The following is a 14,727-nucleotide window of genomic DNA, read 5'->3' on the forward strand; positions in this document are numbered from 1 at the left end:
TGAATCATGAGAACGGATAATGATAGAAGCGCTCACGTTGGAGTAACTCCATGACGTGGGCGTTTTCTGCATTGTCAATGGCGCGTAGAAGACCTTCCGTCTGAGAACGATGGGCAAAGAGGGAGTCTTTCTTCTGTTCACTTTCTTCCGTCACATCGACGATCACGTGAGGTTGTCCGAGCTCTTCTTCTGTGCGGCGATCGAAGGCGACACCTAAAAACTCAGGGCGCGCTTCTCCCATCTCTTGAAGTGCTCGTACGACAGCACGAGCTGTCGCTTCATGGTCCGGGTGAACGGCATATTCTGGATAGAATGAGATGACGGTTTCCGGCTTCACTTCGTCAATCAAGGCGCGGAAACGAGTAGCGAGTGCGGCTTCGTCTTCGAACTCGACGGTTTTATCACGAAGACCCCACATGCGCAGGTCTTCGATTTCCATCATCCGACAAGCCTCTTCTAATTCACGTTTTCGAATTTTAGGGAGTTCTTCACGTGACGTAAAAATTGGGGAGCCCATGTTGCGCCCCATCTCACCAAGTGTTAAACAGACATACGTGACCGGAAGCCCTTTTTGACGATGTTGAATGATCGTTCCGGCTGAGCTGAACGCCTCATCGTCTGGATGTGGGAAGATGACGAGTAATGGTCCATTCATTGATTTTCCACCTCCGAAGCTCCTTGAGGGAGCGGTTTTACATCGATATGAAGTGCACATGCCAGGCGACCGAGACGATCGTGACCAGCGAGTAACAGCTGCTCGCCATGCACTTCAAAATCGGTCAAACCTTCCACATAGAGCCAGCCATGATCAAGTTTTAATCCGACTCGATAAGGTCCGTTTCCTTTAATTTGACCGATGCTATATTCGATTTTAGCGTTACGAATAAACATCCCGGCATTATGAAAGTCGGGGTCGTTATGTGTCGCATAGGCACCGTTTGTTGTCTCAACATGTACGAAAAGCGGTGTTGCGACGTGACTGTCCAAATATTGTTGAATGTGATTGGGTTGAATTGCTTTCACGTCTGTCCCTCCAATGGAAAGGATGACCCGAAACACGCGGTTCCGGGTCATCTTTTTACGATTGTGCAGCTACTTTTTTGCGGTACCCTGTATGGTTCGTCGGTCCAACGTATTGGTTTAGACGGAATGAGTGACGAACTGCTTCTGTGATAAACTCTTTGCCGATTTCGATTGCTTCATCGACCGTATGACCGTTTGCGAGAGAAGCTGCGATGGCAGAAGAGAACGTACACCCGCCACCATGTGTGAACGCAGGCTTAATTTTTTCACTTTCAAGTAGACGGAATTCGTTTCCGTCGTATAAGACGTCAAACGCTGTGTCGAATCCGAGTTTGCCACCGACTTTAACGATGACGATTTCCGCGCCGAGCTCATGGATTAAACGAGCTGCTTCTTTGATTTCGTCCATCGTCGATGGTGTTTTGTCGAGGCCAGCGAGCATACGCGCCTCGAATAAGTTCGGTGTGATGATTTTTGCGACCGGCACGAGGTGTTTCCGCATTGCGACCGCAACGTTCGGATCAAGAATTTCATCGGCACCTTTACATGCCATGACTGGGTCGACGACCGCATTCTTGATGCCATACTCTTTAATTTTACGCGCAGCGAGTTCAATGATTTCAGGTGTCGGGAGCATACCTGTCTTCACCGCGTCGACTCCGATTCCAGCGAGAACCGTATCGATTTGCTTTTCAATCAATGTCGTATCGATTGGAAAGACTTCATGGTTCCATGCGTTATGTGGATCTTGTGCCACAATGACAGTCAAGGCTGTCATGCCATACACACCGAGTTCTTCCATCGTTTTGAGATCGGCTTGGATACCCGCGCCGCCACTCGTATCAGAACCGGCAATCGTCAATGCTTTTTTCATCGTCATAATCGTTCATCCCCTTTGTCTGTTTGGATAGTTTCACTATAACGACTTTTTCGAATTCCGACAAATTCAAGGATTAAAAGAAGTGTTCATAACTTTTCAGAAAAAACATGCAGGATATTCATCATATTTGGGGAATAATAATGAATAGGGTGTAGACCACTTTATTATTGGCTAGGAGGAAAACGCATGTTAGTGCATAGCTTATGTATCCCAAAGAAAGATGTTGTCACCATCAGTGAAAAGGCAACATTGCGGGAAGCGCTTCATACGCTTGAAGAAACAGGGTATCGCTGTGTACCTGTTTTAGACGAGACGGGAACATTTTTCCGCGGTAACATTTATAAAATGCATATTTATCGTCATGGAATGAACGGGGAAAACATGGATGATAATGTGATGACACTTATTAAAAATACGCAAAAATACGTTCATGAATCCGATGGGTTCTTCGAAGTATTCTTCTCCATCAAAGAATTGCCGTACATTGCGGTATTAAAAGATGAAAGCAACGAGTTTTATGGAATTTTGCCACACGGTAAGATGCTCGGCATGCTCGAAGAGGCGTGGAGTCGTGACACAGGAAGCTACGTCTTGACGATTGCCTTGAGTGAACAAGCGGGGGCGCTCGAAAAAATCACGAAAGTCGTGAACAAGTACACATCGATTGCGAGCCTGATGACACTCGATGCGAAAAGTAAGGTAGTGCGTCGGGTGCTCGTGACGCTGCCACCTGATTGCGATGAAGATAAGAAGAACAAAGTAGTCTCTAAGCTCGAACAAAAAGGCTTCCGCATCGTCGAAGTCGAAAATTTGAATAATTAAGTAAAAAATCCTTCCACATCAAGTGGGAGGATTTTTTAGTCAAAGCGTTTCTCCATACGAATATCGGCCCAAAATTGATCATCCCAATAGGTGAAATGCTCGATCCGTCCAATTTCTTGATAGCCACATTTTGAATAGAGACGATGGGCCGCATGGTTGAAGGCAAATACGCCGAGTTCCATACGAGGCGTTTGTTTGGCTCGCAATATCTCTTCTAACAAACGAAGAGCTTCCGTACCGACGCCTTTCCCTCGACCGATGGATTCACCGATAACGAAACCGAGCCATGCCGTACCGGGTTGTTGACGATACAAGTGAGGCGGGTCATACATAACGTTCATTTCTCCAACGAGATGGTCATCTGCATAGATGAGAAAAATGTCATGCGTTAAGAGTCGTTCTTCTAAATCATCAACTGTCATCTCATAATGGGCGGTCAATTCTTCTTCAGAGCGGCTCGGTCGAATGAGATGTACGATTTGTGGGTCGTTATTCCAACGATTGAACGTATTGACGATGTCGTCGGTTGCTGTTGTAAGTGGAACGAGCGAGATATTAATAGGTCATTCTCCTTTCTCGCTTAAAAACATTCGGTTCCATTGATAAAAGTCCTGCTCTTAGACCGGCTTCAATACGTTTAAATGGCTCGGTAAAATCTCAAATGTGAGCGGCAACGCACCGCCTGTGTCTCCATCTGCGTTTACCGGAAGGGAATCAGGCGAGCTTACTTTCACACATTTCGTACAAAATGATGTGACGCTGTCGGTCTCCTTCAGTTTCCCTGTGAATAGGGCGGGTGTTAATTGAAGGGCATCTTTTAGACGAAGTTCTTCAAAAATATAGACATGAAGAAGCCCATCGTTGAGTCGCGCATCCGGTTCGAAATTTTCAAAACCTCCGACTGAGTTCGTCAAAGCGATGACGGCGAGATATGCCTTATTATCAAATTGTCCGTCCTCACTCTCAACCATCAGTTCATATGGGCTATGTTCTCTGAAGGCTTTAATTCCTTCAATCAGGTAGGCGAACGGTCCCCATTTTGTTTTTTCTTCCACACTTACTTCGTCGACCGCTTCGGCAATGAGGCCGATGGCGATGACGTTCATGAAATAACCGTTCTCATATTTTCCGATATCCATCGGCGTCGGTTTGGCATCACGAAGTGCCTCGATCGCTTTTTTAGGATTGCTTGGGACACCGAGTGCACGGGCGAGGTCGTTGACCGTACCGAGTGGGATGATGCCGAAGTCAGGTCGATGAGTGGCTTCGGCCAGGCCGGTTACCGCTTCGTTCAAGGTTCCGTCCCCACCCATCGCAATGACGGCCTGATAGTGTTTTTCTGCTGCTTCACGTGCGAAGTCCGTCGCATCCTGTTCCTTTTCAGTGAATCGGACATCGACGTGTCCATATCGTTCGCGCAATACCTCTTCGGCATGTGTCGCATGTTGTTCCCCCAACTCTTTTCCTGAGGATGGATTGACGATTAACATGACTGTGTCCATTCCGACATGTCTCCTTTTTCATTCGAATACTGTCCTTTATTCCCGTCAAAGAAAACAGCTACTCCTAAAAAATCCCCATGTCGGCTAGTTGTTTCGGTCTAACCGTCATGGGGGATTATCGTTTTGTTTAGTAATGACGAAATGCGGACATATCTAAATGACTCGCTTCAGACTCATCGACCGCGAGCTCAATCCGCAAATGTTCATTGAATGGAGAGACGAGGGCACCCATACACGCGACCGGTTCATGATCGGGGACCGGTGATTTACGTTTCGTTTTGACGAATAAATAGTCCGATCGTTTCAACGTCAACAAGAAACGTTCCACGGCATGCGGTTCACGGGTCACGTTTGGCCATGGTAAATGATTGAATAGTAAAAAGACCGCGCCTTCCTTTTCGAGCGCATAGTCCGGTGCGATGCCTTCCCGATTCAACAAATCGATGACAGCATGCAAAAACTCCCGTTTAATCGTCAATGAAATTTCGTAATACTCACGCATACGGTCCACCCTTTCTTAAAATCACAATACTACCATTCTAAACGTTTCCGACATAGGCGACAATGAAGAAGTTCCTTGACGAAGTATTTTTCCCGGCTTATACTGCATAAGTCCTGCTATACTAGTGATATATGATGAACGAATTGAGGTGAAACCGACATGATTGAATCCCTTGAATTGAAGGCGTGGGTCGTTCTTGCGCGGACGATGGATGCCATCAGTGATCGTGTGAAAGAAGATTTACGACGCCACCAGTTAAATTCAACAGAGTTCGGTGTTTTATCCGTACTGTATAAACGAGGAGACACCCCGCTACAACAAATTGGGGATCAGATTTTGATTACGAGCGGTAGTGTGACATACGTCATCGACAAGTTGGAGAAGCGAGGGCTGATTGAACGAATCGCCTGTCCGTCTGACCGTCGCGTCACGTACGCCTCGTTGACAGACGATGGACAGACGCTCATGGACGTCGTCTATCCGCAACATATTGAAATCTTCAAAGATATATATGGACCGTTAAGTGATGAAGAGACGGAACAATTGATTACGTTATTAAAACGAGTCGGTTATAACGCAGCGGGCAAATAAAGCCCGTTGCTTTTTTACATAATATCTTGAAATTAAAATAATTGACGATGAGATATACAGATGATATAGTTCTAACTGTTATTGAAAAAGTATAGATTACACAAATGGAGGATTACACGATGACTAAAGTATTATATGTATCGGCTAACCCGAAACCAGCTGAACTTTCATACAGCAAGCAAGTTGCAGAAACATTCGTATCGACACTCAAGGCTGAAAACGAATCAATCGAAGTAGAAGCAATTGAACTCTACGATGTCGATGTACAAGAAATCGATGGAGATGTGCTTAGCGCATGGGGCAAATTCGCGTCAGGTGAAGCACTCACTGACGTGGAAGCGAAAAAAGTAGGAACGATGAGTAGCATGCTCGAGACATTCATGGAAGCGGATCTCTACGTATTCGCGACACCAATGTGGAACTTTTTCTTCCCAGCGCGTATGAAAATGTTCCTCGATAGCGTCCTTATGGCGGGCAAAACGTTCCGTTACACAGAGCAAGGTCCGGTCGGCTTGCTTGAAAACAAACAAGCGATTCACATCCAAGGAACGGGTGGAATCTACACAGGAACGGACCTCAACTTTGCGGACGCGTACCTCCGTCAAGCGCTCGCGTTTGTCGGTGTATCTGAAGTCACAACGGTAGCGGTTGAAGGGATGAACCAATACCCAGACAAAATCGAAGAGATTGTTGCGGACGCGAAAACGAAAGCAGAAGCACTTGCAAAAGAAGTAGCAGGCGCAGTAACGGTATAACCTTGAAGGACGAGTCGACCGACTCGTCTTTTTGTATGCAATTATTTTGGGTATGATACAAAGGGAAAGGGGAGTATGCAATGGCAGATCAGTTATCGAGTCGACTGCTTGGAGATTGGACGGATATCATACAAGAGGAAATGAAACAGCCCTATTTTCAACAGTTGAGGCAATTCGTCGACCAAGCTTATGAAGAAACAATCGTTTACCCGACCCGAGAAGACATTTGGAACGCATTTATTTACACGAAATTCAGTGAGGTGAAGTGCGTCATTTTAGGGCAAGATCCGTACCACGGACCGAATCAAGCGCATGGACTCAGTTTTTCGGTGCAGGACGGGGTACGTTTCCCACCGTCTCTACGAAACATCTTTCAAGAACTAAAAGATGACGTTGGATGTGACCTCCCGAAGAGTGGCAATCTTGAGAAATGGGCGAAACAAGGGGTCCTTCTCTTAAATACGGCACTGACGGTTGAAGCGGGGAAGGCGGGCTCTCACCGTGGAAAAGGGTGGGAACAGTTCACTGACTCCATCATTGAGCGGCTCGGGAGTCGTGAGGAACCAATCGTATTCATTTTGTGGGGAAATGATGCGAAGAAGAAAATGAAATGGATTGGAGACCAACATAAAGTGCTCACGTCGGTACATCCAAGTCCGTTGTCATCCCATCGTGGATTCTTCGGCTCTAAGCCATTCTCCCAAGTAAACGATGCATTGAATGAGTGGGGAAAACCCCCGATTGAGTGGTGTCTCTGACAGTCTGCGAAAATTCGTAGGCTGTTTTTTGTTGACGCCTTTGTTTAGCTTTGGTACAGTAGCTAACAAGACGTAACTTTAGTGCTTAAAAGCATATATGCATAACAGCATAACTGTATAAAAGATAAAGAATTGAATATGTAAGAAAAGCGAAGAAAGAACCGAAGTAGAGACATCTTCCATGGCCCAGAGAGCGTGTGGTGCTGCGAACACGCCCAAAAGATGAATCGAATTACAGTTCCCGAGCTCTCGTGATTGAGCGGTCCCCCGTTATCGGATCAAGTGACTAGATATTCTCTAGTAACTAGGGTGGTACCGCGGCTTTGTCGTCCCTATCGATTCAATCGATAGGGATTTTTTGATTTCAAAGGAGGACTTCACATGTTGACACAATCGATTCCAAAACATCTAGCCCCACATATTTCACCGCAGTTCTACAATGAATACACACCAACGGATCACGCCGTTTGGCGTTTCGTGTTGCGGTTGAACTTGCATACGTTAGAAGGGAAGGCGCATCCGTTTTACATCGAAGGATTGAAACGGACGGGAATGGGACCGGACCGATTGCCGAACGTCGAACTGATGACGGATGAGATGCAGACGGCAGGATGGTCGACGGTCGCAGTGGATGGACTCATCCCCGGTGTTGCCTTTTTTGACTTCCAAGGAAATGGGATGCTGCCGGTCGCGACAGACATTCGGAAAGTCGAGAATATTTTATACAGTCCAGCGCCTGACATCATTCATGAGGCGGCAGGACATGCGCCGATGTTGATGGACCCGACGTTTTCGGAAATCGTTAAACGCTTCGGTCAATTAGGGGCCAAGGCGTTCATGAACCGAGAAGAGCATGCCTCGTTCGCAGCATTGAAACGCTTGACGATTGTGAAGGAAAATGCCAATTCGACCGAACAAGACATCGAGGCGGCGGGAAAAGCCGTCCATGAGGCGAAAGCGCAAGTGACTGGCTTCTCAGAGGCACAACAAGTCGCACGAATCTTTTGGTGGACTGTTGAATTTGGATTGATTGGTGACCTCGAGCGTCCGATGATTTACGGGGCAGGTCTCTTGTCCTCTGTCGGAGAGAGCCGTCACTGTCTGACGGATGCGGTCGTCAAACATCCATTCGACTTAGAGCACGCGCTACAGACGAAGCAGGACGTGACAAACATGCAAAAAGAGCTGTTCGTTATTCCAAACTTTGAGACACTCTCTTCTGTCTTAGATGAACTAGAAGGAAGAATGGCGATTCGAAAAGGTGGAATTGAATCCGTGGCGAAAGCGTTGGCGTCGGGAAGTCAGTCGACGATTCGACTCGAAGACGGATCAGAACGTGTCGGCATCGTTCGCCACATGACGGAGTCGAAAGAGCATACGCTCATTCAATGGGATGAATGCACCATTGTAAAAAGTGGTCAGTTAACGAAACGAGAGCGTCATGGACTCCTCATTGTCCATGATACGGAATCTGCGCTAGACCGCGATGACCTCCTCGGGGACGGGACAGCCGTTCGTCAAGCCTGTGCATCTGATCTGCTCCAAGACGTGAACGTTCAGTTAGAAGGACGGACGATTCCTCTCGACTCACTCGAGGTACGTGTCGACTCGCTTCCATCGACCTTCCCAGGAACGACGGTAGACGAGCTGATGATCATCGAAAAACCTGTGATCATCGAGCGAGATGAGCGTGTATGGACGAACGATGACCCGATGTTCAATCGAATTCATCTCATGCGTGCGCGGGGAGAATCGATTGATGGTCTCATTCCAGAGATTTTAACGAACCACCCTGACGCCTGGTTATTACTCATCGAGTGTCTGGAACTGGTAAATGACGAAGGACTGAAACAGACATTGATTGAACGTCTTGAAGTATTGCGTCATACCTCTTCATCCCGAAATGAATTGATTGGTCGTGCGTTCGAACTATTGCGCTAACGAAAAGATGCGACGTTTTCCATAGTAGGAGAACGTCGCATCTTGTGCATTATACAGATTGATTTGTCGCTTCGCGTAAGAACGTAATCAAACGGCGATACGTAGAGTTAGCCGCTGGGCGGTCCATTTCGAAGTAATAGTTATGACCGAGCTCGTGCTCATTCCGATCATAAAAGACAGTCGTGACATCCGTCCGTCCTGAAAGAATCGTCGCAAATTCCTTGGCCTGCTCTTCAAAGGAATGGTCATTCCCGTCCGCGATAAACGTTGGGACGAATGTGGCCGGTACATTGACGAGTGGCGACGCTTCGGCGACAACCGGTAGGGTCTCCCAATTGTATGTGCCGAAGTAAGCCCATCCGATTCGTTTGAACAAGAAGCGGTTTACTGACTTCGATGATTCGAGCCATGCGCGCTTCAAGTCGAGCGGAGCAGACAAGAGGATGGCTCCGAGAATAGAGGACTTCGGTACGACTTGCTCAACTTCGGCAGAAGGCGAATAGTCGTCATTCAACTGGATGCCGACAAACTGTGCGGCGAGCTGTCCACCGTTCGAATCACCCGCAAAGAAGATGCGGTCTAAGTCGAGACGGAAGCGGTCATTGTTCTCAGCGATAAATGAGTACGCCTCTTCGATTTGTTTGAGCGGGGTCGGATACATCACGTCAGGTGCGAGTGCGTAATTGATACTGACGACATTGTAGCCGTTACTCGCAATCGAAGTGGCGTATTTTAACACATCCGATTTATCTCCGCCGACGAATGATCCACCATGCACCCAAAAAATCGTCGGCACAGTTCGTCCGTTTCCTTCATAACGAATCAAATCAAACATTCCATTGTCATAAGAAGACAAGTAGTCGATGTCTTTTCGGACAGACGTTTTTTGAACGACTTCCTCAAATTCTTTCATCTCCACTTCGTTCCCCCCTGCGAACGAAGTTTTGATTAAACGTGTCGCTGGTTTAGGAGAAAGTAACACATAAGCCGCTCCTGCGACTGCTGTTCCAATCAATCCGACTCCAGCACGTTTCAACCCTTTATTCATCTTACTTCCTCCCTTTCTACAATCAGAAGCTTATTGCGTGACGAATACGTCCGTCATATATGTCTCGATGACATGAGCGATGCCGTCTTCATTGTTTGACTTCGTAATGAAGTCCGCTTTCCCTTTGACTGTCGTGTTAGCGTTACCCATCGCAACGCCTAGACCTGCCCATTCAATCATCGTCAAATCATTGTTTCCGTCACCGCAAGCGATCACTTCGTCTTGTGCGATACCGAGTTGATTGGCTAGTAAGGCGAGGCTTGTGCCTTTTGTGACACCGGCTTCTGTGAACTCTAAGAAGAATGGTTTTGAACGAGCGACGGCTAGTTTTCCGGCCAACTCTTCTTGTAGCTTCGTTTCAATCGGAGCGAGCGTGTCACCATCCGCGAGCATCAAACATTTGACGACCGGAGCCGTCACAGCTTCTTTAAAGTTGTCGACATGTACGACAGGCATGCCCGTCAATTCACCTTCGATATCCGTATAAGAGTTCGGACGATCGGTTACGATTTCGTTACCGACGTACGTATGAATCGCGATTCCTTCCCGTTCACTGATATCATGGAGATGGGCGACCGTGTCCGGTTGGAGCGTACTTGAGAAAATCTCTTCATTTGTCGCACAATTAATGACCGAGGCACCGTTGAACGATAAGATGAAGCTTCCGTATTTCGCGAGCTCCAATTCGCGGGCTGCCTCCCACATCGCAAACGTAGGTCGTCCGCTCGCCAGTACGACTTTATAGCCGCGCGCCTGCGCATCGAGAAGTGCTTCTTTTGTCTTCGGGGAAATCGTATGGTCGCTCGTGAAGAGCGTATCATCCATATCTAATACAATCATCTTGTAACTCATAGTAGTAGGGGGTCCTCCTTCAGAATCTAATGATACAATCCTAAACCTTTTTAAGGTCAATTGACAACCTTGTCGCAAAAACGTAACTATAATGTAGAGAAGTGAACTCTAGAAGAGGTGGAAATATGAATCGAATTTTAGTAGCTGAGGATGAACATGCGATTCGCAGCTTCATTATTGTCAACTTAAAACGAGCTGGATTCGATGTGTTCGAGGCAACAAACGGTCGTGAAGCGGTTACCGCGTTTGATCGTGAACCGTTTGACGTTGTTTTATTAGATGTCATGATGCCAGAAATGGATGGATTCGAAGCATGTGCCGCTATACGGGATATCGATGAAAACGTCGGAATCATCATGTTGACGGCACGAACGCTCGAAGAAGATAAAATTGAAGGACTCGGAAAAGGAGCAGACGATTACATCGCTAAACCGTTTAGTCCAGGTGAGTTGGTCGCGCGCATTCAAGCATTATTGCGCCGAGTCGAGAAAGTGAAACGAAAAGACTCGAAACGCTTGAAGTCGGGACCGTTCGCAATCGACCTTGCAGCGAAGCAAGTGACAAAGTACGGACAATCTATTGATTTAACACCAACAGAGTACGACTTGATTTGTCATCTCGTTCAAAATGAAGAGATCGTCTTGTCACGCGATGCGTTACTCGACGCGGTATGGGGGGTCAATTACTTCGGCGATCGAAAAACGGTCGATGTCAATATTCGACGCCTGCGTCAAAAAATCGAAGACGATCCGAGTCATCCGATCTATATTGAGACGTTATGGGGTCACGGATATAAATGGCGGAGACATGAGGCATGAAACAACAGTTAGTCATTCGCATGATGATTGTCGTGACGATCGTCTTACTTCTGCTCGTCAGCGTCTTGTCTTACGGGACATATCGATACTATTACGAGTATGAGTCAGAAGCGTTACTGAGTCATGCGACAACAAGTGCATATCTATACCCTCAAGCCCAAGTCGGGTTTGAGACGCCTAGTGCGTTCTCTGTCCTCGTCCGAACATTCGGATATCCAGGAACCGATTTGACGATTGTCGACCGGAGCGGTTCGATTGTCAAAACGACCGGTCAACGGACTAGACAGGCTTCTTTTTCTCAAGAACAATTACAAGAGCTTGCACGAGGTGAATCGGTCGTACAAGACTATGATGTCGGTGAAGAGCACTATCTGTCTGTTACGAGCCCAATTGTGACAAATGATACGTCAGAGTTTGCCATTAGTTTCACGCGTCCGCTTGAAGACTTGGATACGCTCATTCGCGAAATCTGGATGACGGTCGTCATAATTGGTGTCTTGATCTGGTTACTTGCTCTGTACACCGTCATTCGGATTGCCGATCGCTTCGTCAGACCGATTCGTCAAATTATTGAAACCGCTGATGAGATGGCTCAGGGCGACTTCGATGTATCGGTTGAATCGAATGAGAAACATGAGCTAGGGGCATTGGCTCGAACCCTCACGTATTTAGGTGCGAAAGTGCAACAACATCAATCGACACGGAACGAATTTCTCTCGAGCGTCTCACATGAGCTTCGAACACCTCTCACATCGATCAAAGGATGGACCGAGACGATTCGGGGAGGCGATGAGAAACTGTCTGAAGAAACAGAGCTTGGTTTGAGCATCATCCATTCCGAAACGGAGCGTATGATTGGTCTTGTGGAACAGTTACTTGATTATACAAAAATCGAAGAGAGTCGATTGGTCTTGTATCGTCAGGAACTGGATTTAGTTTCCTTGTTGCGAAAAGTGACGTTGCAGTTAAAGCAGTCACTCGAAGACAAAGACATCACGCTCGTTGAACGGTATCCTCAAAAGTCGGTCGGACTTTTTGATGAGAACCGATTGAAGCAAGTGTTTTTAAACATTCTCGAGAACGCGATTCGCTTCTCACCAGACGGTGGGACATTGACGATTCGTTTCGTTCAATCAGAACGCGTCGCCTTCATCTCGATCATCGATGAAGGTCCTGGTATTTCTCGTGAACATTTACAGCGCATCACAGAGATGTTTTATCAAGCTCAAGTGACGGAAGGCAGTAGCGGTCTCGGACTTGCGATTTCGAAGGAATTGATCGAGGCACACGAAGGAAAACTGGTCATCGAGAGTGAGATTGGACACGGGACGACCGTGACCGTTTTATTACCGCTCGATCCGAGCGAACTACATTAAAAGGGTTAAATCTCCCGAATTCAGGCTACATATAGATATATGTAGAATGAGGGAGGTTTTTATGATGGCAAATCAATCCTTGAAGCCGTTAAAAGGAAGTCCGAACGCCGTTTCGACACAAACCTCGATTGAGGAATTGCGTATGTCTCCATTGCCATATGCGGGCAGTCGCGAGCAATCGGTTGAAGCAATCAAGATGGCAATGAATCAATTGTCTCGGGCCGAACTGGTGAAAGAAACAGACGATGGTCTTCATTATGTCGTGACTTCGAAAGTGATGCGATTTAAAGATGATGTCGATTTTCTATTTGATGATGCGACTCAACAAATCGAGTTTAGGTCCGCATCCCGTGTCGGCTATTCAGACCTTGGCGTGAATCGAAAACGGATGGAAAATGTGAGTGAACAATATCGGAGGTTGATTCGATGAAGGATTATCAGTTGATAGTCATCGGTGGTGGTGCCGCTGGAATGACGGTGGCCGCGGGTGCTGCAAATTTAGGTGTGAAAGTAGCGCTTGTTGAAAAGAACAAACACTTAGGTGGAGACTGTCTACATGTGGGATGTGTACCATCTAAGGCGCTGATTGCCGCATCAAAAGAAGCAAATGCGATGATGCGGGCGGCGCGTGTCCTCGGAACAGAGTTCAATGGAAGAGAGCATTACCAAATGTCTAAGGCACGAGTCGACAAGGCACGTGCTATCATTCAAGACCATGACGGGACAGAACGCTTTGAAAAGATTGGCGTGGACGTCTATATTGGAGAAGCCTCGTTCCAAAGTCCGCATGAACTAAAGGTAGGGAACGATTTATTGATCGGGAAAAAATTTGTTATCTCGACGGGGTCGAAACCAACAGTCCCTCCCATCGATGGACTAGATCAAGTCCCATACTTAACAAATGAAACCGTCTTTGAAGAAGAGACGCTTCCAGAGAGTTTGATTGTCATCGGTGCCGGAACGGTCGGACTCGAGCTGGCTCAATCATTCGTTCGACTCGGCTCTCAAGTCACGGTGCTCGAGGCGCAGGAAGACTTCCTTCCGAAAGAAGACAAAGACGTCTCAACGTATTTAAAATCCCAACTTGAGATGGCGATGCGCTTAAAAATCGGCGTGAAGGTGAAACGAGTCGATGAAATCGATGGACGAGTCCGTGTCACGACAGAAGTAGATGGTGAAACGATTGAATATGAGGCGGACAAATTGCTCATGGCGACAGGTCGCGTTCCACGGATTGATGCGCTTCGTCTCGACCGGGCAAACGTTCAAGTGACGAAAGGGTATATCGACGTCTCATCTTCGTATCGAACGTCACAATCACATATCTTTGCGATTGGGGATACAATCAAGACGCTGCCGTTCACACATGCGGCCGGCGAAGAAGGGAAGGCGGTTGTCGCGAACGCACTATTTGGGTTATGGAACAAGGTCGACTATAGTAAGCTACCGTGGATTACGTTCACAGACCCTGAAGTGTTTCACGTTGGCATGACAGAGCAGGAGGCGCGCGAGCATTACGGCGATGACATCGAGACGTATGAAGCGAAACTGTCCGAAGTTGATCGCTTTATCGCTGAGCGGCAAGAGGCTGGTTTTGTCAAAGTCATTACGAAGAAAAATGGAAAGATTATCGGTGCGCATGCGGTCGGTGAATCGGCAGGCGATTGGATGCAAATTGTCGTCTATGCGATGCAACGTGGTGACAAAATCGGGAAGCTGTCCCGTATGATTTACCCGTATCCGTCGCGAAGTGAGGCCGTGAAGAAAGTGACAGATCTTTACTGGCGGAAACGGTTGTTCGAAAGTCCGCTCACCGAACTTGCGAGACGCTACTTTAAATTGATGCAATAACACAAATC

17 protein-coding genes and 1 other annotated feature are annotated in these 14,727 nt (G+C 47.2%); of the genes, 9 read left to right on the forward strand and 8 right to left on the reverse strand.

Annotation, left to right across the window (positions count from 1 at the left end):
• Nucleotides 1-4: 4 nt before the first annotated feature.
• From bshB2 to pdxK, 3 genes are read right to left on the reverse strand one after another with little or no spacing between them, the layout of a single operon-like run.
• Complete coding sequence (gene bshB2 / locus KNO98_RS11320) at nucleotides 5-655, reverse strand: bacillithiol biosynthesis deacetylase BshB2 (RefSeq protein ID WP_214700944.1); 651 nt, start codon at nucleotides 653-655, stop codon at nucleotides 5-7.
• The gene (locus KNO98_RS11325) at nucleotides 652-1,023 is read right to left on the reverse strand and encodes a YojF family protein (RefSeq protein ID WP_026824534.1); all 372 of its coding nucleotides are present in this window, start codon (nucleotides 1,021-1,023) and stop codon (nucleotides 652-654) included. Before KNO98_RS11325 ends, bshB2 begins: the two co-directional genes overlap by 4 nt.
• Before the next feature lie 55 nt (nucleotides 1,024-1,078).
• Nucleotides 1,079-1,903 (reverse strand): pyridoxine/pyridoxal/pyridoxamine kinase, encoded by an 825-nt coding sequence (gene pdxK / locus KNO98_RS11330; RefSeq protein ID WP_026824533.1) that lies wholly within the window; start codon nucleotides 1,901-1,903, stop codon nucleotides 1,079-1,081.
• 186 nt (nucleotides 1,904-2,089) lie between these two features.
• Here pdxK and cbpA point away from each other — a divergent pair, with 186 nt between their 5' ends.
• The gene (gene cbpA / locus KNO98_RS11335; RefSeq protein ID WP_026824532.1) at nucleotides 2,090-2,725 is read left to right on the forward strand and encodes a cyclic di-AMP binding protein CbpA; all 636 of its coding nucleotides are present in this window, start codon (nucleotides 2,090-2,092) and stop codon (nucleotides 2,723-2,725) included.
• Between the two features lie 35 nt (nucleotides 2,726-2,760).
• Here the strand turns inward: cbpA and KNO98_RS11340 are convergent, their stop codons facing one another.
• The 3 genes from KNO98_RS11340 to KNO98_RS11350 all read right to left on the reverse strand — a co-directional run bounded on the left by KNO98_RS11340 (nucleotide 2,761) and on the right by KNO98_RS11350 (nucleotide 4,729).
• Nucleotides 2,761-3,285: a GNAT family N-acetyltransferase gene (locus KNO98_RS11340; RefSeq protein ID WP_214700997.1), complete on the reverse strand. Its 525-nt coding sequence runs from the start codon at nucleotides 3,283-3,285 to the stop codon at nucleotides 2,761-2,763.
• Between the two features lie 57 nt (nucleotides 3,286-3,342).
• Nucleotides 3,343-4,227 carry a diacylglycerol/lipid kinase family protein gene (locus tag KNO98_RS11345; protein WP_214700945.1) on the reverse strand — a complete coding sequence of 295 codons (885 nt, stop codon included), beginning with the start codon at nucleotides 4,225-4,227 and terminating at the stop codon, nucleotides 3,343-3,345.
• A 127-nt stretch (nucleotides 4,228-4,354) separates the two neighbouring features.
• Entirely contained in the window at nucleotides 4,355-4,729 is a 375-nt protein-coding gene (locus KNO98_RS11350; RefSeq protein ID WP_015880488.1) for a hypothetical protein, read from the reverse strand.
• 159 nt (nucleotides 4,730-4,888) lie between these two features.
• Here KNO98_RS11350 and KNO98_RS11355 point away from each other — a divergent pair, with 159 nt between their 5' ends.
• The 4 genes from KNO98_RS11355 (at nucleotide 4,889) to KNO98_RS11370 (ending at nucleotide 8,774) form a co-directional block, all read left to right on the forward strand.
• Nucleotides 4,889-5,320, forward strand: coding sequence for a MarR family winged helix-turn-helix transcriptional regulator (locus KNO98_RS11355; protein WP_026824529.1), 432 nt, complete (start codon nucleotides 4,889-4,891; stop codon nucleotides 5,318-5,320).
• A gap of 119 nt (nucleotides 5,321-5,439) precedes the next feature.
• On the forward strand, nucleotides 5,440-6,075 hold the full coding sequence (locus KNO98_RS11360; RefSeq protein WP_214700946.1) for an NAD(P)H-dependent oxidoreductase: 636 nt from the start codon (nucleotides 5,440-5,442) through the stop codon (nucleotides 6,073-6,075).
• A gap of 80 nt (nucleotides 6,076-6,155) precedes the next feature.
• Nucleotides 6,156-6,833, forward strand: coding sequence for a uracil-DNA glycosylase (locus tag KNO98_RS11365; RefSeq protein ID WP_034770695.1), 678 nt, complete (start codon nucleotides 6,156-6,158; stop codon nucleotides 6,831-6,833).
• 143 nt (nucleotides 6,834-6,976) lie between these two features.
• Nucleotides 6,977-7,170: a binding site (T-box leader), on the forward strand.
• Between the two features lie 44 nt (nucleotides 7,171-7,214).
• Nucleotides 7,215-8,774, forward strand: coding sequence for an aromatic amino acid hydroxylase (locus tag KNO98_RS11370; protein WP_214700947.1), 1,560 nt, complete (start codon nucleotides 7,215-7,217; stop codon nucleotides 8,772-8,774).
• Between the two features lie 49 nt (nucleotides 8,775-8,823).
• Here KNO98_RS11370 and KNO98_RS11375 read toward each other — a convergent pair whose 3' ends face one another.
• Entirely contained in the window at nucleotides 8,824-9,822 is a 999-nt protein-coding gene (locus KNO98_RS11375) for an alpha/beta hydrolase (protein ID WP_214700949.1), read from the reverse strand.
• A gap of 30 nt (nucleotides 9,823-9,852) precedes the next feature.
• Entirely contained in the window at nucleotides 9,853-10,674 is an 822-nt protein-coding gene (locus KNO98_RS11380; protein WP_026824525.1) for a Cof-type HAD-IIB family hydrolase, read from the reverse strand.
• A 125-nt stretch (nucleotides 10,675-10,799) separates the two neighbouring features.
• On the opposite strand from KNO98_RS11380, the gene KNO98_RS11385 reads away from it, so the two are divergent.
• The 4 genes from KNO98_RS11385 to KNO98_RS11400 all read left to right on the forward strand — a co-directional run bounded on the left by KNO98_RS11385 (nucleotide 10,800) and on the right by KNO98_RS11400 (nucleotide 14,719).
• Nucleotides 10,800-11,492, forward strand: coding sequence for a response regulator transcription factor (locus KNO98_RS11385; protein WP_026824524.1), 693 nt, complete (start codon nucleotides 10,800-10,802; stop codon nucleotides 11,490-11,492).
• Nucleotides 11,489-12,868: a sensor histidine kinase gene (locus KNO98_RS11390; RefSeq protein ID WP_214700950.1), complete on the forward strand. Its 1,380-nt coding sequence runs from the start codon at nucleotides 11,489-11,491 to the stop codon at nucleotides 12,866-12,868. The genes KNO98_RS11385 and KNO98_RS11390 overlap by 4 nt, the downstream gene beginning before the upstream one ends.
• 64 nt (nucleotides 12,869-12,932) lie before the next feature.
• Nucleotides 12,933-13,298, forward strand: coding sequence for a DUF1499 domain-containing protein (locus KNO98_RS11395; protein ID WP_026824522.1), 366 nt, complete (start codon nucleotides 12,933-12,935; stop codon nucleotides 13,296-13,298).
• Nucleotides 13,295-14,719: a dihydrolipoyl dehydrogenase family protein gene (locus tag KNO98_RS11400; protein ID WP_214700951.1), complete on the forward strand. Its 1,425-nt coding sequence runs from the start codon at nucleotides 13,295-13,297 to the stop codon at nucleotides 14,717-14,719. Before KNO98_RS11395 ends, KNO98_RS11400 begins: the two co-directional genes overlap by 4 nt.
• Nucleotides 14,720-14,727: the final 8 nt, after the last annotated feature.

The organism is Exiguobacterium sp. s57 (assembly GCF_018617685.1).
Classification (GTDB): Bacteria; Bacillota; Bacilli; order Exiguobacteriales; family Exiguobacteriaceae; genus Exiguobacterium; species Exiguobacterium marinum.